We start from the raw sequence: 19247 nt of genomic DNA on the forward strand, positions 1-19247 counted from the left end.
ATGAAACCTGAACTGTCCATTATCATTCCAATCTACAACGAGCAGGATGGCCTGGCCAGCCTGTTCGCGCGCCTGTATCCAGCGCTGGACGCCTTGCAGACGAGCTACGAGATCATCTTCGTCAACGATGGCAGCCGCGACAATTCGGTGGCGATCCTGGCGGAACAATTCCGCCAGCGCCCCGACGTCACGCGCGTCGTCTTGTTCAACGGCAATTACGGCCAGCACATGGCCATCCTGGCCGGTTTTGAAGCCTCGCGCGGGCAAATCATGATCACGCTCGACGCAGACCTGCAGAACCCGCCCGAAGAAATCGGCAACCTGGTGGCGAAGATGCGCGAAGGCTACGATTACGTGGGCTCGATCCGGCGCAAGCGGCAAGATTCCGCCTGGCGCACCCTGGCGTCGAAAATGATGAACCGCCTGCGTGAAAAGATCACGAATATCAAAATTACCGACCAGGGCAACATGCTGCGCGCGTATGGCCGCAATGTGATCGACCTGGTCAACCAGTGCGCCGAAGTCAACACCTTCGTACCCGCCCTGGCCTACACGTTCGCGCGCAAGCCGACGGAAATCACCGTCGAGCACGAGGAACGGGCCGCCGGCGAATCGAAATATTCGCTGTACAGCCTGATCCGCCTCAATTTCGACCTCGTCACGGGCTTTTCGCTGATTCCCCTGCAAATCTTTTCCATGCTGGGCATGCTGCTGTCGGTCAGCTCCGCCCTGCTGGTGATCTATTTGCTGGTGCGCCGCTTCCTGCTGGGCGCGGAGGCCGAAGGCGTGTTCACCCTGTTCGCCATCGCCTTCTTCCTGATGGGCGTGATCCTGTTCGGCATCGGCCTGGTGGGCGAATACGTGGGACGCATCTTCCAGCAAGTGCGTGCCCGTCCCCGCTATGTGGTGCAAACCATCTTGCAGGACGGCATGGTCCAGGCGGAAGCCGAGGCGCCATCGTATGTGCGCCTGGAAAAGCGCCAGGTGGGCCGCTGATGGGCGCCCCACGCGCCGTCGTCTTCGGCTACCACAATGTGGGCGTGCGCTGCATCAAGGTGCTGCTCGCTGGCGGCGTCGATATCGCCCTCGTCGTCACGCACGAAGACAGCCCCACGGAAAACCTGTGGTTCGAATCCGTCGCCAGCCTGTGCCAGGCCGAAGGCATCCCGTACATCACACCTCTGGACGCGCGCGCGCCCGAGCTGCTGGCGCAGGTGCAGGCGGCGGCACCGGACATGCTGTTCAGCTTTTACTACCGCCATATGCTGCCCGCCAGCATCCTGGAAGTCGCGCCCGCCTACAATATGCATGGCTCGCTGCTGCCGCAGTTCCGCGGCCGCGCGCCCGTCAACTGGGCCGTGCTGCATGGCGCCACGCAGACGGGCGCCACCCTGCATGAAATAACGGTCAAGCCCGACGCCGGCGCCATCGTGGCGCAAACGGCCGTGCCCATCCTGCCCGACGACACGGCCTTCGAAGTGTTCGGCAAGGTCACCGTGGCGGCGGAACAAACGCTGTGGGGTGTACTGCCGGCCTTGCTGGACGGTACGGCGCCGCGCCAGTTGAACGATTTGCGCCAGGGCGGCTATTTTGGCGGGCGCAAGCCGGAAGACGGCCGCATCGACTGGAAGTTACCTGCGCAACAGGTATACAACCTGCACCGGGCCGTCGCCCCTCCCTATCCCGGCGCGTTCACCGAAGTCAATGATGTCATTTACATCATCGAAACCGCCCGTTTGAGCAAGCGTTCCGCAGGAAGTTTGCCAGCGGGCTTGGCGGTAGTGGATAATTGCATCTTTGGCGTCTGCGGAGACGGCCGCATGCTGGCCATTTCCGCCCTGAGGGCTGCCGGGGAGCCGATTTCGGCTCAGCAATTGCAAGCAAGTCTGACCGCCCGCGTCAGCACACACTGATATCACTCAAGAGAATCTCACATGAAAAAAGTCCTCATCTTAGGCGTCAACGGCTTCATCGGCCACCACCTGTCCAAGCGCATCCTGGAAACCACCGACTGGCATGTCTATGGCATGGACATGAACACGGACCGCATCACGGAATTGCTGGAAGATGACAACTACAAGTCGCGCATGCACTTCTTCGAAGGCGACATCACGATCAACAAGGAATGGGTCGAGTACCACGTCAAGAAATGCGACGTGATCCTGCCGCTGGTCGCCATCGCCACGCCGTCGACCTACGTCAAGCAGCCGCTGCGCGTGTTCGAACTGGACTTCGAAGCCAATCTGCCTATCGTGCGTTCGGCCGCCAAGTACGGCAAGCACCTGGTGTTCCCGTCGACCTCGGAAGTGTATGGCATGTGCCACGACGAGGAATTCGATCCGGAAAACTCGGAACTGATCTGCGGCCCGATCAACAAGCCGCGCTGGATCTATTCGAACGCCAAGCAGCTGATGGACCGCGTGATCTGGGGCTACGGCATGGAAGGCTTGAACTTCACGCTGTTCCGTCCATTCAACTGGATCGGCGCCGGCCTGGACTCGATCCACACGCCAAAAGAAGGTTCCTCGCGCGTGGTGACGCAATTCTTCGGCCATATCGTACGCGGCGAGAACATCTCGCTGGTCGACGGCGGCGCGCAAAAACGCGCGTTCACCTACATCGATGACGGCATCGATGCGCTGATGCGCATCATCGCCAACAAGAATGGCATCGCCAGCGGCAAGATCTACAACATTGGCAATCCAGTCAACAATTACTCGATCCGCGACCTGGCCGGCATGATGCTGACCCTGGCTGCCGAGTATCCTGAATACGCCGAAGGCGCGAAACACGTGAACATCGTGGAAACGACGTCGGGCGCCTACTATGGTGCCGGCTACCAGGACGTGCAAAACCGCGTGCCGAAAATCACGAATACCTGCGAAGAACTGGGCTGGGCGCCAAGCACCACCATGGCCGATTCCCTGCGCAATATCTTCGACGCCTACCGCAGCCAGGTAGCCCAAGCCAAAGCCTTGATGGATTAATGTTGAGCAAGCCGTTCCTGACCCTGAAAATCGACGTCGATACCTATCGCGGCACCCGTGAAGGCATGGGCAATCTGGTGCGCATGCTGGCCGCGCACCAGGCCAAGGCCACCTTTCTGTTCTCGCTGGGCCCCGACCACACGGGCTGGGCCCTGCGGCGCGCCTTGAGGCCCGGCTTTTTCAGCAAGGTGTCGCGCACCTCGGTGGTCGAGCACTACGGCTTGAAAACATTGATGTACGGCACCTTGCTGCCGGGCCCCGATATCGGCAAGCAATGCGCGGCGCAATTGCGCGCCGTGCGCGATGCCGGTTTCGAGTGCGGCATCCACACCTGGGATCACACCCTGTGGCAAGACAACGTGGCCAAGCGCAACGCTGCGTGGACCATCAACATGATGCGCAAGGCCGCCAACCGCTACGAACAGGTGCTTGGCGCCAAGCCGCACACGCACGGCGCGGCCGGCTGGCAAATGAATGTCAGCGCCTTTGTCGAACACGACACGGCCGGCTACCGCTTTGCCTCCGATGGTCGCGCCATGCTCGACGCGCGCGGCGCCATGGCGCAGCCGTCGCAAGGCCCGCACCGCGTGCGCAACGGCAACACCATCCTGCAATGCGTGCAACTACCCACCACCCTGCCCACCCTGGATGAATTGCTGGGCTGCGAAATCGACGGCAAGCTGATCACGACTGGCAATGTTGCCGCGCATATATTGTCACTGACGGCGGATAATCCGCGCGATCACGTGTATACCTTGCATGCGGAACTTGAAGGACAGAAACTCGCCCCCATTTTCGAACAACTGCTGGCGGGCTGGAAAGCCCAGGGCTACCAGTTTGCAGCGATGGGCGATTATTATGAAAAGATAAAAGAGTCGGACTTGCCCGTTTGCCCCATCACCTGGGATGAGTTGCCCGGGCGTTCGGGACGCCTGATTGTGCAGGGCAAAGCGGCCTGAATGCTGTATTGTTGCACCTGGATGCGTTGCCAGATTAAAAAAACAGCGCTGATGATCACCGTTCAGGAGAGAACCTGTGGCTGATAGCCAATCCCTCGTTAGCATACCCGACTTTAGTGCCGCCATGACCAGCGGCAAGACCTTTCAGTTGCTGGGCCGTCCGGCCAAGGCCACGGTGCTGTTTTTCTATCCGAAGGACAACACCCCTGGCTGCACCACGGAAAACATCGCCTTCCGTGACGCGTATCCGCAATTTGTTGCCGCCGGCGTGGAAATCTACGGCATCAGCCGCGATTCCCTGCGCTCGCACGAAAGCTTCAAAGCCAAGCTGGAACTGCCATTCGAGCTCATTTCCGACCCGGACGAAGCCGTTTGCCTGCTGTTTAACGTCATGAAGATGAAACAGATGTATGGCAAGACGGTCCGTGGCGTCGAACGCAGCACGTTTGTGATTGACGCCCAGGGCCGATTGGTGAAAGAATGGAGAGGCGTGAAGGTCGCAACTCACGTGGAAGAAGTGCTGGAATTCGTGGCGCGTCTGAATTGATCATCTGTTCTGATCGCATGCGCGTTGTCGGCATCCAGCCAGCTTGGTTCGACATTAGCTCAACCGCAGTTCAGTTCACGGTACCTATCGCCATTTTGAGTCAACGAAGCGCCTCCACCCACTCCGCCAGGCGGGCCTGCAGCCCGCCGATGGCGTCCATGACCAGCCATGTTGCCGGCCTTCCGGCAGTCTCTCGTCCTGTAGCATTGTTGTTCCCCCCGCATCCACCCCATGAGAAGTGCCGCCAGAAGCTGGCTGCCCATGGGCGATTCATTCCAGAAATTTTTTGATTGAGATCCTGATGCCACTGCCAAAATTACCGAGCAAGCCAGCCACCATCCTGGCCACCCAAGATTATCCAACCGCAGGCGCAGCGCGCCCGGCCACCAAAACCCCGGCAGCCAAGAAAGTGGCTGCACCGATCATTGAAGCGGCGATCGCCGAAGTTGCCAAGCCGGTCCGCAATGCGGCCACGAAGATCAAGCAAGTGGCGGCCCTGATGGTCGCCAAGCCGGCGCCTGCGCCAGCCGTTGCCGCGCCTGTTGCCGCGCCAGCGGCGCCGGTAAAAGCCGCGCCTGCGGCGAAAGGCAAGGTCACGCCGATCAAGTCCGTCAAGCAGGCCGAGCAGCCGCATCCGGCCAAGCACAAGGCCGTCGAAGTCCAGCTCAAGTCGTCCGCCAGCCGCGCCGCCGACCAGCGCGGCATCCGCAAGCTGTTCGTGCTTGACACCAACGTGCTGATGCACGATCCATCGTCGCTGTTCCGCTTCGAGGAACACGATGTGTACCTGCCGATGATGACGCTGGAAGAACTGGACAACCACAAGAAGGGCATGACCGAAGTGGCGCGCAACGCCCGCCAGGTGTCGCGCACGCTCGACGCCCTGATCAGCAACACGGACGACGACGCCATCGAGCAAGGCATCCTGCTGTCCAAGCTGGGCAACAAGGACGCCAAGGGCCGCCTGTTCTTCCAGACGCGATTGCAAAACGCCGACCTGCCCGCCGGTTTGCCAGTCGGCAAAGCCGACAACCAGATTCTCGCCGTCGTGCGTTCGCTGGAATCGGAACAGGATGGCCGCCCCGTCGTGCTGGTGTCGAAAGACATCAACATGCGCATCAAGGCGCGCGCCCTGGGCTTGCCGGCCGAAGATTACTTCAACGACCATGTGCTGGAAGACACGGACTTGTTGTATTCGGGCATCGTGCAGCTGCCGGACGACTTCTGGAACAAGCACGGCAAGGACATGGAATCGTGGCAGGAAAGCAAGAACGGCTACAGCTCGACGTTCTATCGCGTGACGGGCCCGTTCATTCCATCGCTGCTGGTCAACCAGTTCATCTACCTGGAACCGAAAAACGGCGAAACGCCGTTCTACGGCCAGGTGAAACAGATCAATGGCAAGACGGCCGTGCTGCAAACCCTGCGCGACTTCAGCCACACGAAGAACAATGTGTGGGGCGTGACGGCGCGCAACCGCGAACAGAATTTCGCGCTGAACTTGCTGATGAATCCGGAATGCGACTTCGTCACCCTGCTGGGTCAGGCCGGTACCGGCAAGACCCTGCTGGCCCTGGCCGCCGGCCTGGCGCAAGTGCTGGAAACCAAGCTCTACAATGAAATCATCGTCACCCGCGTGACGGTGCCCGTCGGCGAAGACATCGGTTTCCTGCCCGGCACGGAAGAAGAAAAGATGTCACCATGGATGGGCGCCTTCGACGACAACCTGGAAGTGCTGAACAAGTCCGACTCCGATGGCGGCGAATGGGGCCGTGCGGCAACGCAAGACCTGATCCGCTCGCGCATCAAGATCAAGTCGCTCAACTTCATGCGCGGCCGCACCTTCGTCAACAAGTTCCTCATCATCGATGAAGCACAGAACCTGACGCCGAAACAGGTCAAGACCCTGGTCACGCGCGCCGGTCCCGGCACGAAGATCCTGTGCCTGGGCAACATCGCGCAGATCGACACACCGTACCTGACGGAAGGTTCGAGCGGCCTGACCTACGTGGTCGACCGCTTCAAGGGCTGGACCCACAGCGGCCACGTCACCCTGGCGCGCGGCGAGCGTTCGCGCCTGGCCGACCACGCCAGCGAAGTGCTGTAAGTTATAGGGCGGCGCAAGCTGCCCCAGTCATTCGAAGCCCCGGCTGCAGCGATGCAGGCGGGGCTTTTTCATGTGCGCGACTTTTTCCTGCGACATGGTCTAATACCGCTCTCTTTCCTCCAGGACACCGTATCCGATGCCTCACGCCTTCCAGTTGCTGCTTTGCCTCCTCATCTTCATGTTGATCCACATTTCCGTCATGGCGGCCTGCGCCAGGCTGTTCGGCATCACGGTGCGCAGCATCAGCTACGGCGTGGGCCCGACCTTGCTGAGCTGGGGCAAAGTGCGCGTCAAACTGCTGCCGCTGGCAGGCAATGTGGTGCTGAAAGATACGCGTGAGGAAACCTTGTATGACGACGACCCATGCCTTGACGCGTATAACTTCCAGCCGCTGTGGAAGCAGGTGCTGCTGCCATTGAGCGGCGTGGCCGTCTTGCTGGCCTTGTCGCTGGGCATCATGGGAACCTCGGGCTGGGAGCGCTTTATCGCCGCCTTCGGGCAGATCGTCCACGGTGCGCTGGCGCCGCTGTCGACGGCGCAGGAATTGCTGGGTGAAGGGGGAACGTTTGCCCGCACGCACGGCTTTGCGCTGGTGTTCGCCCTGTTCGCATTGAAACTGTGCGCCTTCAACCTGCTGCCGTTCGCCGGCTTGAACGGCGGACAGGCGCTGCTGGCCATCGCCCGCGGCGGACGCGCTTTTGTGGCGTGGGAAGAAACGCTGACGAAATGGATGCTGTTGCCGGGGCTGGCGATCTTGCTGGCGTGGGCGGCGGCATTCGGCTGGTATGGCTGGCAAGCTATGGGGACCTAAGGCAGCGCCCCCAAGGTCGGCCGGTCAGCCGACCAGCACCAGCTTGCGGTTGACGAATTCCATGATGCCCAGGTCGGACAATTCGCGGCCGTAACCCGAATGTTTCACGCCGCCAAATGGCAGTTCAGGCGCCGTGATGGCGGGCGAGTTGATGAATACCATGCCCGTGTCGATGCGACTGGCCAGGCGCTTGCCGCGCGCGACGTCCGCCGTGATGATGGTGCCACCCAGGCCGAAGGGCGAATCGTTGGCCAGGGCGATCGCCGCGTCGTCATCCTTGACGCGGAAAATCATGGCGACGGGGGCAAAGAATTCCTGGTAGTAGACGGGATTGCTTGGCGTGACTTCGGTGAGGATGGTCGGCGCCATGAAGTAGCCGGCACGCTCGATGCGCTTGCCGCCCAGCAGCACTTTCGCACCGCCTTCAACGGCCTGGCCGACTTGCTTGACGGCCAGGTCCAATGCCGATTTGCTCGACAGCGGCGCCAGGGTCGTGGCGGCATCCATCGGGTCGCCTGCCTGCAGCTTGGCCAGTTCTGCCTGGAAACGTTCGACAAAGGTATCAGCAATGCTGTCGACCAGGATAAAGCGTTTCGAGCCGTCGCAAACCTGGCCCGCATTCTGGATGCGACCGATGACGGCCAGCTTGACGGCCAGGTCCATGTCGGCGTCGTCCAGGACGATGAAGGCGTCGCTGCCGCCCAGTTCCATCGTGGTTTTTTTCAGGGCCTTGCCGGCCGTGGCCGCCACGGAGGCGCCGGCGCGCTCGCTGCCCGTCAGCGCCACGCCCTGCACGCGCGGGTCGGCGATGGCCGTGGCCACTTGCTCGCTGGAAAAGAATGCGTTGGTGTAGGCGCCTGCCGGCGCGCCCGCGTCAAGGAACAGTTTTTCAAAGGCCAGTGCGCACTGGGGCACGTTGGACGCATGTTTCACTACCAGGGTATTGCCCGCCATCAAATTCGGACCCGCGACCCTGGCCAGCTGGTAATACGGGAAATTCCACGGCTCGACGCAGAAGATCACGCCCAGCGGCGCGATTTCCACGCTGGCCGCGCCGCGCTTGACGTCAAGTTGCTTGGGCGCAAGGAATTGCTCGGCATTATCGGCGTAGTAGTCGAGGATTTTCACGCACAGCGACACTTCCTGCTGCGCTTCCTTGAACAGCTTGCCCATTTCCATGGTGATCAATTTGGCGAAGTCATCGCCTTGTTCTTTCAGCAGCATGGCCGCTTTCTTGACGACTACCTTGCGCTCGGCAAAGCTGCGCTGGCGCCAGTCGCTCTCGAAGGTGGTGGCGGCCTGGGCCAATATACTGTCCATTTGCGCATCGCTATGCGACGTGAAAGTCTGCTCGATCTGTTCGCTGTAGGGATTCGTGGTCTGATAGCTCATCTGGTTTCCTTGGTCGTGGCGCCCCGGGATTGCGTGGGGTAGCTGGGCAGTATGCTGGAGGACTGGCAGCGCGACAGTACGCACGCGAACATAGCGGTCAATGACAACAGGCACCTTGCGGCGCCTGTGCACGGATGAAAAATCAGCCAGGGAAGCTCAGTTCACGCGTTTGGCCGGCATATCCTGCCCCTCCTGACGCAGCACCAGTTGTTGCGTCTTGCCATCGGCATCCTTGCTGAAGCGCACTTCCGCATCGACTTCATTCGAGAAGAAAGCCGTCTCGCTCATCGGCAGCATGGTCAGCTTGCGGAAACCCGTCACCTGGGCGAAGAATTTATCGCCCTCGCGCGTCACTTCCAGGTAGACCTCGGGCGCCAGCGCATACTTGCCCACGTAGGCATCGAATTGCGCCGTCGTCATGGCAACCACCGTACGCGCCGGCTTGGCGGCGCTGGCGCGCTCGTGCACCGACTTCGATTCGCCGCCATCATTGAGGATCAGCTGCGCCTCGCCCTTCGGTCCCCGCTCGAATTCGGCTGTGGTGAGCGTATTTTCAATCAAGAAACCATTTGGCGAATACGCCAGCATGCGTTGCGCCGGGCCGCCCGTGCGCTGCAGCAGCAAGTTGCCCTCGAAGTTGCGGATCGTGTAGCCGGCCTTGTCGTTGATGGCGTACACGCCCGCATAGGCGTCCAGGATGGCGGGCTTGAGCGTAATGACCTTGATCTCGGGATACGGCCGGCCCACGGCGACGGCGGCCGCCTTGCGCGCCACCACGTCCGGGTCGACCAGGCCCGTGTCCGAATTTTCCAGCACGGCCACGTAGACTTTTTCCTTGGGCAAGCGCATCGCATACGTGGCAAAGCCATTGATGCCGCCGCCATGGTGGATGACGGGCGTGTTTTGCCAGGTGCCCAGCATCCAGCCATAGCCGTAGCGGGTGGCCTTGCCATCGTTCAGTTTTACCGGCGTGAACGCCTGCTGCCAGGTGGCGGCCTTGAGCAGCTTGCCGTCCGAAATGGCCGCATCCCAGCGCGCCAGGTCGTCCACGGTGGAGACGAGCGCGCCAGCCGCATACGGCTGCGTCATGCTCAGGGGCAGGTTCGGCACATACGCCTCGCCCGAACGGATATGTCCGGCCGCGCGCTTGCCAGGCTGGCGCTCGCGGCCTTCATAGGCTGTGTCGTTCATGCCCAGTGGTACAAAGATCTGCTGTTCCATGAAAGTGGCATACGGCTGGCCCGAAGCCTTTTCAATGATGGCGCCCAGCAGGAAATAGCCGGAGCTGCTGTAGCGCCACTGCGTGCCCGGCTCAAAATCGAGCGGATCGTTCTTGAAGAAATCGATCATCTGCGCCACGCTCAAGTCTTTCGTGCTGTTGGGCACGAATTCAGGCTTGACCGTATAGTCGTGGATGCCGGAGGTGTGCGCGAGCAGCTGCGCGATCGTGATTTTCTTGCCGTGGGTCGGATAGTCGGGCAGGAATGTCGTGATGTCATCGGTGACGGCCAGCTTGCCCTGGTCCGCCAGCAGCAGGATGGCGACGGCCGTGAACTGCTTGGAAATGGAGCCCAGGCGCAGCGACATGTCGGGCGTCAGCGGCTGGCCATCCTGCACGCTGGCCAGGCCATACGCCTTGCGCAACAGGGGCTGTCCCTCCTTGACGACGATGACCACGGCACCGGGCTCGGTCGACTTGTAATACGGCGCGATGCTGGCATCGATTTGCGCTGCCAGCGCCTGCTGCCGGGCACTCAGTGGAGCGGGCTGGCCGGCCCAGCTGGCAGGTGTTTGCAACAGGATCAGGGTGGCAAGGCACAGACTGGAGACTTTAAACATGCAAATCACTTTCACAGGAGGGATAAACAAGCTGACCATGCCCCTGGCGGCGGCTATCGGGATAATGGATTTACTATAGGAAATATTTCCATTTAGCTCAGCCAGCCTAACAGACGCCCCTGCCGCAAATCTCTCCCTTTGTCACGTGTCGCAATGCACGCCAGCTTGCCGCCATGATTTTTTGGCTACCTATCGTATGCTCGACTCAGTGCCGCGCTGAAATTCACACAAATACTTACAAATGAAATATTCATTCATGAAATGAATAACACCTATCGCCACTGTGAATTGGCTGGAAACGGGTCCGCGGCCTATACTCAAACCGTCTCCCCTACATTGTTTCCCATGCACACCCTGCTCAGCCCGCACACACAGCGGGCTTTTTGTTCCCGGCATTTGCCATTCTGTCTTTCCCCCCTTACCGATCACCAGCCCCAAACTGGGAGCACAGCATGATCGTGCGCGAGCGTCCTTCGGCGCTACGGCTGTTCCTGGTGGTGCGCGGCTCCGTCCTGCCGCGCATCCGCACCACCCTCATCGTCAATACCCTGATCGCCACCCTGGTCACCTGGTGCCACGGCACCCTGTTCGATCACAAGGTCATCCTCACGACCATCCCGTTTACCCTGATCGGCTTGCCGCTGGCCATCTTCCTGGGTTTTCGCAACACGGCCGCCTACGACCGCTACTGGGAAGCGCGCAAGCTGTGGGGCGAACTGGTGTTGCGTAGCCGTAATTTCTCGCGCCAGTGCCAGACCATGATCCGCAGCGATACCCCAGCCCACGCCCGGCTGGGCCTGGACGATGTGCGCGTGCGCATGATCTACCGCACCATCGCCTTTTGCCACGCCCTGCGCCACCAGTTGCGCGACACGCGCGGACCGGACGACTTGCAGCCGCTGCTGCGCCCGGCCGAATGGGAAGCGGCCTGCAAGGCCTCGAACCCGTCCGACTACCTGATGCTGCAGATGGGCCACGACCTGGCCGACTGCATCCGGCAGGGGCGTATCGACAGCATCCTCACCGCACAGATCGATAACACGGTCTCGGCCATGGTAGCGGCGGGCGCCTCGTGCGAACGCATCCGCAGCACGCCGATTCCGTTTTCGTATTCGCTGCTGCTGCACCGCACGGCGTATCTGTACTGTTTCCTGCTGCCTTTCGGCCTGGTCGACTCGCTCGGTTTCATGACGCCGTTCGTCGTCGCCATCGTCGCCTACACCTTCTTTGGCCTCGATGCCCTGGGCGACGAGATCGAGGAACCGTTCGGCGAAGATGCCAACGATTTACCGCTGTCGGCCATGTGCCGCGCCATCGAAATCAGCTTGCGCGAATCCGTGCAGGACGAGAACGTGCCGCCGCCCATGCAAGCCGACGATTTCCTGCTGAATTGATCCACACGCCAGCTTTTCCCTTGACCTTCCCATCGGGGGAAGGCTTACAGTGGACGCACTTAATCATTCAAGGAGTGCTTGCATGTATCAGTTACAAGTTGAAAACATGAGCTGCGGCCATTGCGTCGGCTCGGTCACGAAAGCGGTGCAAGGCGTCGATCCGCAAGCGCAGGTGCAGATCGACCTGGCCAGCAAGCGCGTCACGGTGGAATCGCCCGCCGAACTGGGCGCCATCAGCGCCGCGATTGTCGAGGCGGGCTACCCCGTCACCAGCGCGCAATAACAACCACGCAGCAACAAGACAGCCGGCCTATGCGCCGGCTGTTTTTTTATCCGTCCAGCTCGGGGTAATGGCGGAAGATGCCTTCCTCATTGAACGCAATTCTGCGCTTCGACCGCAGGTAGCGGGCGATATTCGGCCGCGCCGCCACCGTATCGTGCAGCGCAAACAAGGCAGGATACTGCGGCGCCAGGCGTGCCATGGCTTGCGGAAACGCATAGCGCAGGCCCGCCAGCATCTGGAACAGCGACAGGTCGCCATACGTGAGTCTTGCGCCCACCAGGTACTGGCCGCGGCTGTTCAGCAAGACCTGGGTGAAATAATCGAGGAACTTGGGCAGGCGCGAGGCGCGGAAATCCGCGCTGCGCAGTATGGCTGCCTGTTTTTGCTCTTCATAATATTGATTCATCGACAGCGGATGGTGCGTATCGTGCACTTCCGTCAGCCAGTCGGCCAGCGTCAGTTGCAGCTGGTTCAGCCACAAACGGCCGCTTTCCGCGCGCGGCGCCAGGCCCAGGCGTCGGCCCAGGTACAGCAGGATATTCGTGGTCTGGCCGATCAGCACGTCACCATCGCGCAGCACGGGCGGCGCGTAGGCGGCGTGTGGCGTGCAGTCGCCGTCGAGGCAGGCCAGCATGGCGGGCATGCCCTGCCCATGGCGTTCAGGCAAACGGGCGATATCGCGGTAGTCGGCGCCCGCCTCTTCCAGTGCCAGGCGGATGAATTCGCCGCGCCCCTGTATCGTGGGCCAATAATACAGTTCATACGCCATACCACCTCCGTTGATTTACCTCAATGGCAGCAAGCCTTCGCTTCCGTCTCGCCGGCGAGGCCCAGGCTTTGCAAGATGGGGCAATCGGGCTTGTCATCGCCATGGCACGATTGGGCCAGGTGGGCCAGGGTATCGCGCATTTCCGTCAGTTCCGCGATGCGCTTGTTGAGCTCGGCGACGTGGGCCAGGGCGATGCCTTTCACGTCCGCGCTGGCGCGCTGGTCGTTTTGCCACAGCGACAGCAACTCGCGGATCTGTTCCAGCGAAAAACCCAGTCCCCGCCCGCGCTTGATAAAACGCAAGGCGTGCAAGTCGTTCGGCGTGTAGATGCGGTAACCGGCATCGCTGCGCGCGCTGGGTTTTAGTAAGGTAATGCTTTCGTAGTAGCGTATCATTTTTGCCGATACGCCCGTTTCACTGGCTGCCTGGCCGATATTCATGCTATGACTCCTTGGTATGCGCACTGCGGGCTTTCCAGCGGCGCAGCAACAGGGCATTGCTGATCACGCTGACGGAACTGAAGGCCATCGCCGCGCCCGCCACCATGGGGTTGAGCAGGCCGAAGGCGGCCAGCGGAATGCCGATCATATTGTAGATAAATGCCCAGAACAGATTCTGCCGTATCTTGCTGTAGGTGCGGCGCGAGATATCGATGGCGTCCGCCACCAGGGCCGGATCGCCACGCATCAGCGTGATGCCGGCCGCATGCATGGCCACATCGGTCCCCGTCGACATGGCGATGCCTACGTCGGCGGCCGCCAGCGCGGGCGCATCGTTGATGCCGTCGCCCACCATGGCCACCCTGGCGCCCGCGCCTTTCAGTGCGGTGATTTTAGCGGTTTTATCGGCCGGCAGCATTTTCGCCGCCACCGTGTCGATGCCCAGCAGCTTGCCGATGGCGTCGGCGCTGCCCTGGTTGTCTCCCGTCAGCATCACCGTGCGGATGCCCAGGCTGTGCAGATGGGCAATGGCCGCCTGCGCATTCGGCTTGACCTGGTCGCTGAAGGCGAACAAGCCCAGCAGTTCCGATGCCGAGGCCAGCCAGGAAATCGTGTTGCCTGTATTTTCCAGGGACAAGGCTTGCGCCGCCAACGGCGCCATGTCCACGTTTAACTCCTGCATCAGCCGCGTGCTGCCCAATTTCAGTTCCAGGCCATCGACCTGGGCCGCCAGGCCACGGCCCGGCAAGGCCGACAGGCCTGTGGCGGGCAAGGGTTCGATATGGCGCGCGCCGGCCGCATCCAGCACGGCGGTGGCCAGGCTGTGCTCGCTACCACGCTGGATGCTGGCCGCCAGCTGCAACAGCCGTGCATCGTCGATGCCGTGCGCATGCAGGGCCGCCAGGGCGGGCTTTCCTACCGTCAGAGTGCCCGTCTTGTCGAACACGACGGTATCGACGGCGTGCGCCACTTCCAGCGCTTCCGCATCCTTGATCAGGATGCCGTAGCGGGCGGCCACGCCCGTGCCGGCCATGATGGCCGTCGGCGTGGCCAGGCCCAGCGCGCATGGGCACGCGATGACCAGCACGGCCACGGCATTGATGATGGCATTTTCCAGCTCGCCGGTCGCAAACCACCAGCCCAGCATGGTCAGCAGCGCCAGCACCAGCACCACGGGAACAAAAATCGCGCTGACCTTGTCGACCAGATGCTGGATGGGCGCCTTGGCCGCCTGCGCGTCTTCCACCAGGCGAATGATGCGCGACAAGGTCGTCTCGCCACCGACGGCTTGCGTGCGCACCAGCAACAAGCCATCGGCGTTGATGGCGCCACCCGTGACCTTGTCGCCCGGATGCTTATCGACCGGCAAGCTTTCGCCCGTGATCAGCGATTCGTTGACCTGGCTGGCGCCTTCCACCACCACGCCATCGACGGCCACCCGTTCACCAGGGCGGATGACCACCAGGTCGCCCACCTTCACCTGTTCCACGGGCAAATCGATCTCGACGCCGTCGCGGCGCACGCGGGCCGATTCCGGACGCAACACTTGCAGCGCGCGGATGGCCGAGGCAGTCTGACGCTTGGCGCGGCTTTCCAGCCATTTGCCCAGCAACACCAGCGTGATGACGACGGCTGACGCTTCGAAGTACAGGTGCGGCAAGATCTCGCCCGCCGTCAGCCATTGATAGACGGACAAGCCATACGCGGCGCTCGTGCCCAGCGCCACCAGCAAATCCATATTGCCGCTGCCCGCGCGGGCCGCCTTCCAGCCCGCCTTGTAGAAGCGCGCGCCAAAGTAAAACTGCACGGGCGTGGCCAGCGCGAATTGCAGCCAGCCAGGCAGCATCAGGTGGATGCCGGCCCATTCGAGCAGCATGGGCAGCATCAGGGGGAAAGCCAGCACGGCCGCGAACGCCACTTTCATGCCGTCGCGGTTGGGCACGGCGGCAGGTGCGCTGGCCTGGCTGGCGGCGGGCACCGTGGCGGCATAGCCGGCCTTGTCGATGGCGGCGATCAGGACGCCCGCATTGGCGTCGCCCGTCACCTTGACGCGCGCGCTTTCCGTGGCCAGGTTGACGCTGGCGGCAAGCACGCCCGGCACTTTCAGCAAGGCTTTTTCCACCCGACCCACACACGAGGCGCACGTCATGCCGGCGATGTTCAGGTCGATCTCGCGCTGCGCCACCGCATAGCCGGCCTTGTCCACCGCCGCCTGCAAGGTGGCCAGCGGAACGTTCTGGCTGGACGCCACCCTGGCCGTATCGGTGGCCAGGTTGATGCTGGCGCTGGTCACGCCCGGTACGGCCGCCAGCGCTTTTTCAACGCGGGCCACGCACGAGGCGCAGGTCATGCCTTCGACCGTGAACGATTGCAAATAAGGGGAAGCTGGCTGCATGGCGCTGATCCTGTAGATAAGAGGTGATGTCTACAGGATCGTCCCTACCATGATGGGAAGGTCAAGCGAAACTTAGCGTACTTCGCAGTCGACATTGTTCGACTTGCCCGGCGTGCCGTTGCTGGCGGTCGGACCCGTGCTGGAATTGAACACGGGCGGCGGCGCAAACGAAATCCCAGGATTGGCCGGCAGCAGCACCGGTGGCTGCCGGAAATTCGGCGTATAGCCGAACTGGCCAGCGGAAAAATTACTCGTACCCGCTGGATTCGTCACATGAATCAGGCCATCGAGCACTTGCACATACAGCCCTGGCGGCCTGGCCGGCGTCGGTACGGTGGGTGCAACCGACGTTGGCACGGGCGTCGAGGGCGCCAAGTACTCGACAATAAAAAACGTGCCGCGGATGCCGATGGTGGCGACCGGCGTTTTCAGGGAAAACTTTTCCTTGTTGCGCTTGCCCAGCAAGCCCGACAGCGAACGCAAGCCCCCCTTGAGCAGGTTGAACGAGGCCCGGTCACCGTCCGGCTGGTCGGCCTGGTAGGCGAACTGCTCGACCACAAAGGTGGTACCAGGCTTCAGGGTGATCTCACTGTTGTCGATGAATTTCACCAGGGCATAGGTGTTTTTCTCCGTCACCAGCGTATCGCCAGCCTCCACCTCGGACTTGAGCGACAATATCTTGACCTTGCCGTCAGCCTTTTTCGCCATCATCGGCCCGCTCAGCTGCGTCACCGTGCCGGCTACCTGGGCGAACGCATGCAGGCTCATGCTCATCAGCACCAGCCATAGCATGGCGCCGGCCAGCATCGGCCTAGTTGCAATAGGTCTTCTTGATACCATGTTGAGGATCATCTGTTGCTTCCTTCGTCGATTCTTTGGATGGGGCGGCCAGCAGCGGCGTGGCCACGTTGTTGGGCGTAGTGAGCTGGTTGAGCGGGTTGTATTGCTCGCTGAACGCCGGCAAGGTATTGACGGCGCGGATGATGGTGCTTGGCGGCACCACGGGCGTCGTCACCGGCTGGGCCACCAGCACCGAGGCCGGCACGTTGACCCGGCCATTCGGCGCCAGCAGCGACACGGGCGCGCCGCGGCTGTTGATGCGCACGGTCTCGGCGGCGGTCAGGTCGCCGTTTTTCGCCAGCACGGCGATGCCGCCCGTGGCCTGCACATCGAGCGTGGCCGCGCCGGCAAAGGTGACGCCGGTACCGGCCGTGACCGCGATGGCGCGCGCCGCATTGACGCGCGCGCCGTCTCCGAAGGCCACGTCCGTACTGGAGTCGACGGTGATGTCGTTGCCTTTGACTACGCCCTGCACATTGACGGGGCTGTGTGCGATCAGGCTCACATTGCCGCTATTGGCATCGATCGCATGGCTCTCGATGCCGCCCGTGCTTTCGATGCGCACGTCGCCGGAACCGGTCGACAGGGCGCCCAGCACCAGCACGTCAGGCGCACTGGTATTGGTCAGCGCAATGCCACCGGCGCCGCTGTTGCCGGCGCTGAAGTTCTTGACACGGTTGCCGGCGTCGTTCAGCACGGTGCCGGTTTGCGATTGCGTGGCCAGGCTGCCGGCAACCACGGCGCCGCTCTGGCTGATGGCGCCGGCGACAGCGTTCAGGCTGATGCTATTGGCGGTCAATGCCGCGAAACGCAGGTCGCCGGCGGCCTGGGTCACAGCCAGGTTGCCGCCGATATGGATGGCGCCGGCGCTCTGGCTGAAGCTGTTGCTGACCGTAACATTGCCCAGGCCGCCCAGCAAGCCGCCGGTCTGCGCATAGTTGGCCACCGTCAGCGCATTATTGACCAGCAGGCTGCCGCCGGTGAGGTTCAGGCCGCCGCGCGAGCTCAAGCGATCAAGCACGGTGTCGCCGGCCGCCGCCGTGTACACCACGTTGCCGGTGCTGGCCGAAAAATCGGCCGCCAGCACATTGGCGCCGCTTGGCGCCACGCCGCCTTCCCAGTTGGCGGCGTCGCTCCACAAGCCACCGGCCGCGCCGATCCAGGTCGACAAGGCGCGCTGGGCGATGCTGGCCTGGGCCATGCCACCGGTCGAGGTCAAAGCGTAGTTGCCGGCATCCGCGCCCGACAGGCCAAAGCCGCTGACATTGACCGTCTTGCCGCTGCCATAGTTGCGGTCGGCAAACGTGCCGCTGCCGCCCGCCAGGCTGACGGCATCCTGGCCGATCACGCCCGCCACGGTGCCGCTGACATTGGCCACTTGCGTGCCGTCGTACACCTTGTCGCTGGCGCTGACGCTGGCCAGGGTCAGCGCGGCGCGGGCAATAGTGGCCGTGGTCGCGCCAGTCGTGTCGGCCAGGCGGTAGTTGCCAGCATCGTTACCGGACAGGCTGGCATTCTGTACCGTTACCGTCTTGCCGCCGCCTGCATTCTTGTTGGCGAAGGCCGCGCTGGCCGATGCGCTCAGCACATCGCCGGCGATGCGGTCGTCGCTGATCGCCACCTGCGCGCCGGTCATGCCGTCATACACCTTGTCAACACCCGTATAGCCCAGATTCAGCGTACGCTGCGCGATGCTGGCCGTTGCCGTGCCACCGGTCGTGCCCAAGGTGTAATTGCTTGCGTCAAGGCCGGACAGGCTGGCGTTTTGCACCGTCACGACTTTGTTGCTGCCGGCATTCTTGTCAGCGAATGTACCGCTGGCCGTTGTTATCAGGATGTCACCGGCGATACGGTTGTCGGTAATCGTCAATGACGCGGCGCTGTTGCCGTCATAGGTCTTGCCGGCGGCCGCAAAGCCCAGCGCCAGTTCGCGCTGGGTAATGGTGGCGCTGGTGGCGCCGGTGGTCGAGGTGAGTACATAGTTGGCGNGGCGGCATCGGTGCCGGACAGGCTGGCGTTTTGCACGGTCACGACTTTGTTGCTGCCGGCATTCTTGTCGGCGAATGCGCCGCTGGCCGTTGCCGTCAGCACGTCGTTGGCGATACGGTTGTCGGTAATCGTCAATGACGCGGCGCTGTTGCCGTCGTAGGTCTTGCCTGCGGCCGCAAAGCCCAGCGCCAGTTCGCGCTGGGTGATGGTGGCGCTGGTGGCGCCGGTGGTCGAGGTGAGTACATAGTTGGCCGCATCGGTACCGGACAGGCTGGCGTTTTGCACCGTCACGACTTTGTTGCTGCCAGCATTCTTGTCAGCAAATGCACCGCTGGCCGTTGCCGTCAGCACGTCGTTGGCGATACGATTATCGGTAATCGTCAATGACGCGGCGCTGTTGCCGTCATAGGTCTTGCCGGCGGCCGCAAAGCCCAGCGCCAGTTCGCGCTGGGTAATGGTGGCGCTGGTGGCGCCGGTGGTCGAGGTGAGTACATA

At 62.2% G+C, this 19247-nt stretch carries 17 protein-coding genes; 9 read left to right on the forward strand and 8 right to left on the reverse strand.

The genetic code is table 11. From position 1 onward, the window contains the following. The 7 genes from K0F86_RS07325 (at position 1) to K0F86_RS07355 (ending at position 7411) form a co-directional block, all read left to right on the forward strand. Positions 1 to 996, forward strand: coding sequence for a glycosyltransferase (locus tag K0F86_RS07325; RefSeq protein WP_219133796.1), 996 nt, complete (start codon positions 1 to 3; stop codon positions 994 to 996). Further along, the gene (locus tag K0F86_RS07330; protein WP_219133797.1) at positions 996 to 1913 is read left to right on the forward strand and encodes a formyltransferase; all 918 of its coding nucleotides are present in this window, start codon (positions 996 to 998) and stop codon (positions 1911 to 1913) included. Before K0F86_RS07325 ends, K0F86_RS07330 begins: the two co-directional genes overlap by 1 nt. A 21-nt stretch (positions 1914 to 1934) precedes the next feature. Continuing rightward, on the forward strand, positions 1935 to 2987 hold the full coding sequence (locus tag K0F86_RS07335; RefSeq protein WP_099762873.1) for a bifunctional UDP-4-keto-pentose/UDP-xylose synthase: 1053 nt from the start codon (positions 1935 to 1937) through the stop codon (positions 2985 to 2987). Next, the gene (locus K0F86_RS07340; protein ID WP_219133798.1) at positions 2987 to 3946 is read left to right on the forward strand and encodes a polysaccharide deacetylase family protein; all 960 of its coding nucleotides are present in this window, start codon (positions 2987 to 2989) and stop codon (positions 3944 to 3946) included. Before K0F86_RS07335 ends, K0F86_RS07340 begins: the two co-directional genes overlap by 1 nt. Positions 3947 to 4022: 76 nt before the next feature. Continuing rightward, entirely contained in the window at positions 4023 to 4493 is a 471-nt protein-coding gene (locus K0F86_RS07345; protein WP_219133799.1) for a peroxiredoxin, read from the forward strand. 301 nt (positions 4494 to 4794) lie between these two features. Then, positions 4795 to 6600, forward strand: a complete 1806-nt coding sequence (locus K0F86_RS07350) for a PhoH family protein (protein ID WP_219133800.1) — start codon at positions 4795 to 4797, stop codon at positions 6598 to 6600. A gap of 136 nt (positions 6601 to 6736) precedes the next feature. Beyond that, positions 6737 to 7411, forward strand: a complete 675-nt coding sequence (locus K0F86_RS07355; RefSeq protein ID WP_219133801.1) for a site-2 protease family protein — start codon at positions 6737 to 6739, stop codon at positions 7409 to 7411. A gap of 24 nt (positions 7412 to 7435) precedes the next feature. Here the strand turns inward: K0F86_RS07355 and K0F86_RS07360 are convergent, their stop codons facing one another. Further along, entirely contained in the window at positions 7436 to 8803 is a 1368-nt protein-coding gene (locus tag K0F86_RS07360) for an NAD-dependent succinate-semialdehyde dehydrogenase (RefSeq protein ID WP_219133802.1), read from the reverse strand. Positions 8804 to 8959: 156 nt separating this feature from the next. Continuing rightward, on the reverse strand, positions 8960 to 10642 hold the full coding sequence (locus tag K0F86_RS07365) for a serine hydrolase (protein ID WP_219133803.1): 1683 nt from the start codon (positions 10640 to 10642) through the stop codon (positions 8960 to 8962). Between the two features lie 452 nt (positions 10643 to 11094). Here K0F86_RS07365 and K0F86_RS07370 point away from each other — a divergent pair, with 452 nt between their 5' ends. Both K0F86_RS07370 and K0F86_RS07375 read left to right on the forward strand, forming a co-directional pair. Further along, positions 11095 to 12036 (forward strand): bestrophin family protein, encoded by a 942-nt coding sequence (locus K0F86_RS07370; RefSeq protein WP_219133804.1) that lies wholly within the window; start codon positions 11095 to 11097, stop codon positions 12034 to 12036. A gap of 82 nt (positions 12037 to 12118) precedes the next feature. Further along, positions 12119 to 12319 carry a heavy-metal-associated domain-containing protein gene (locus tag K0F86_RS07375; protein WP_077407505.1) on the forward strand — a complete coding sequence of 67 codons (201 nt, stop codon included), beginning with the start codon at positions 12119 to 12121 and terminating at the stop codon, positions 12317 to 12319. Positions 12320 to 12365: 46 nt separating this feature from the next. Here K0F86_RS07375 and K0F86_RS07380 read toward each other — a convergent pair whose 3' ends face one another. The 6 genes from K0F86_RS07380 to K0F86_RS07405 all read right to left on the reverse strand — a co-directional run. Further along, positions 12366 to 13088 (reverse strand): glutathione S-transferase, encoded by a 723-nt coding sequence (locus K0F86_RS07380; protein ID WP_219133805.1) that lies wholly within the window; start codon positions 13086 to 13088, stop codon positions 12366 to 12368. A gap of 20 nt (positions 13089 to 13108) precedes the next feature. Beyond that, positions 13109 to 13528 (reverse strand): Cu(I)-responsive transcriptional regulator, encoded by a 420-nt coding sequence (gene cueR / locus K0F86_RS07385; RefSeq protein WP_219133806.1) that lies wholly within the window; start codon positions 13526 to 13528, stop codon positions 13109 to 13111. Position 13529: 1 nt separating this feature from the next. Then, positions 13530 to 15923, reverse strand: a complete 2394-nt coding sequence (locus K0F86_RS07390; RefSeq protein WP_219133807.1) for a heavy metal translocating P-type ATPase — start codon at positions 15921 to 15923, stop codon at positions 13530 to 13532. Between the two features lie 72 nt (positions 15924 to 15995). Next, entirely contained in the window at positions 15996 to 16730 is a 735-nt protein-coding gene (locus K0F86_RS07395; protein WP_219133808.1) for a FecR domain-containing protein, read from the reverse strand. A 4-nt stretch (positions 16731 to 16734) separates the two neighbouring features. Further along, positions 16735 to 18705, reverse strand: coding sequence for a YDG domain-containing protein (locus K0F86_RS07400; RefSeq protein WP_306823187.1), 1971 nt, complete (start codon positions 18703 to 18705; stop codon positions 16735 to 16737). Then, on the reverse strand, positions 18630 to 19247 hold a 618-nt coding region (locus K0F86_RS07405), incomplete at its 5' end, for a YDG domain-containing protein (protein ID WP_257572028.1). The genes K0F86_RS07400 and K0F86_RS07405, both read right to left, overlap by 76 nt.

Source organism: Janthinobacterium sp. UMAB-60, assembly GCF_900095235.1.
Lineage (GTDB): Bacteria > Pseudomonadota > Gammaproteobacteria > Burkholderiales > Burkholderiaceae_D > Janthinobacterium.

What these genes read in the sequence shown, in the direction of transcription:
- K0F86_RS07370 (WP_219133804.1), top strand. Translation starts at nt 11,095, where the DNA reads ATGATCGTGCGCGAGCGTCCTTCGGCGCTACGGCTGTTCCTGGTGGTG.
- K0F86_RS07390 (WP_219133807.1), bottom strand. Translation starts at nt 15,923, where the DNA reads ATGCAGCCAGCTTCCCCTTATTTGCAATCGTTCACGGTCGAAGGCATG.
- K0F86_RS07340 (WP_219133798.1), top strand. Translation starts at nt 2,987, where the DNA reads ATGTTGAGCAAGCCGTTCCTGACCCTGAAAATCGACGTCGATACCTAT.
- K0F86_RS07395 (WP_219133808.1), bottom strand. Translation starts at nt 16,730, where the DNA reads ATGCTGGCCGGCGCCATGCTATGGCTGGTGCTGATGAGCATGAGCCTG.
- K0F86_RS07360 (WP_219133802.1), bottom strand. Translation starts at nt 8,803, where the DNA reads ATGAGCTATCAGACCACGAATCCCTACAGCGAACAGATCGAGCAGACT.
- K0F86_RS07325 (WP_219133796.1), top strand. Translation starts at nt 1, where the DNA reads ATGAAACCTGAACTGTCCATTATCATTCCAATCTACAACGAGCAGGAT.
- K0F86_RS07375 (WP_077407505.1), top strand. Translation starts at nt 12,119, where the DNA reads ATGTATCAGTTACAAGTTGAAAACATGAGCTGCGGCCATTGCGTCGGC.
- cueR (WP_219133806.1), bottom strand. Translation starts at nt 13,528, where the DNA reads ATGAATATCGGCCAGGCAGCCAGTGAAACGGGCGTATCGGCAAAAATG.
- K0F86_RS07330 (WP_219133797.1), top strand. Translation starts at nt 996, where the DNA reads ATGGGCGCCCCACGCGCCGTCGTCTTCGGCTACCACAATGTGGGCGTG.
- K0F86_RS07350 (WP_219133800.1), top strand. Translation starts at nt 4,795, where the DNA reads ATGCCACTGCCAAAATTACCGAGCAAGCCAGCCACCATCCTGGCCACC.
- K0F86_RS07365 (WP_219133803.1), bottom strand. Translation starts at nt 10,642, where the DNA reads ATGTTTAAAGTCTCCAGTCTGTGCCTTGCCACCCTGATCCTGTTGCAA.
- K0F86_RS07380 (WP_219133805.1), bottom strand. Translation starts at nt 13,088, where the DNA reads ATGGCGTATGAACTGTATTATTGGCCCACGATACAGGGGCGCGGCGAA.
- K0F86_RS07335 (WP_099762873.1), top strand. Translation starts at nt 1,935, where the DNA reads ATGAAAAAAGTCCTCATCTTAGGCGTCAACGGCTTCATCGGCCACCAC.
- K0F86_RS07355 (WP_219133801.1), top strand. Translation starts at nt 6,737, where the DNA reads ATGCCTCACGCCTTCCAGTTGCTGCTTTGCCTCCTCATCTTCATGTTG.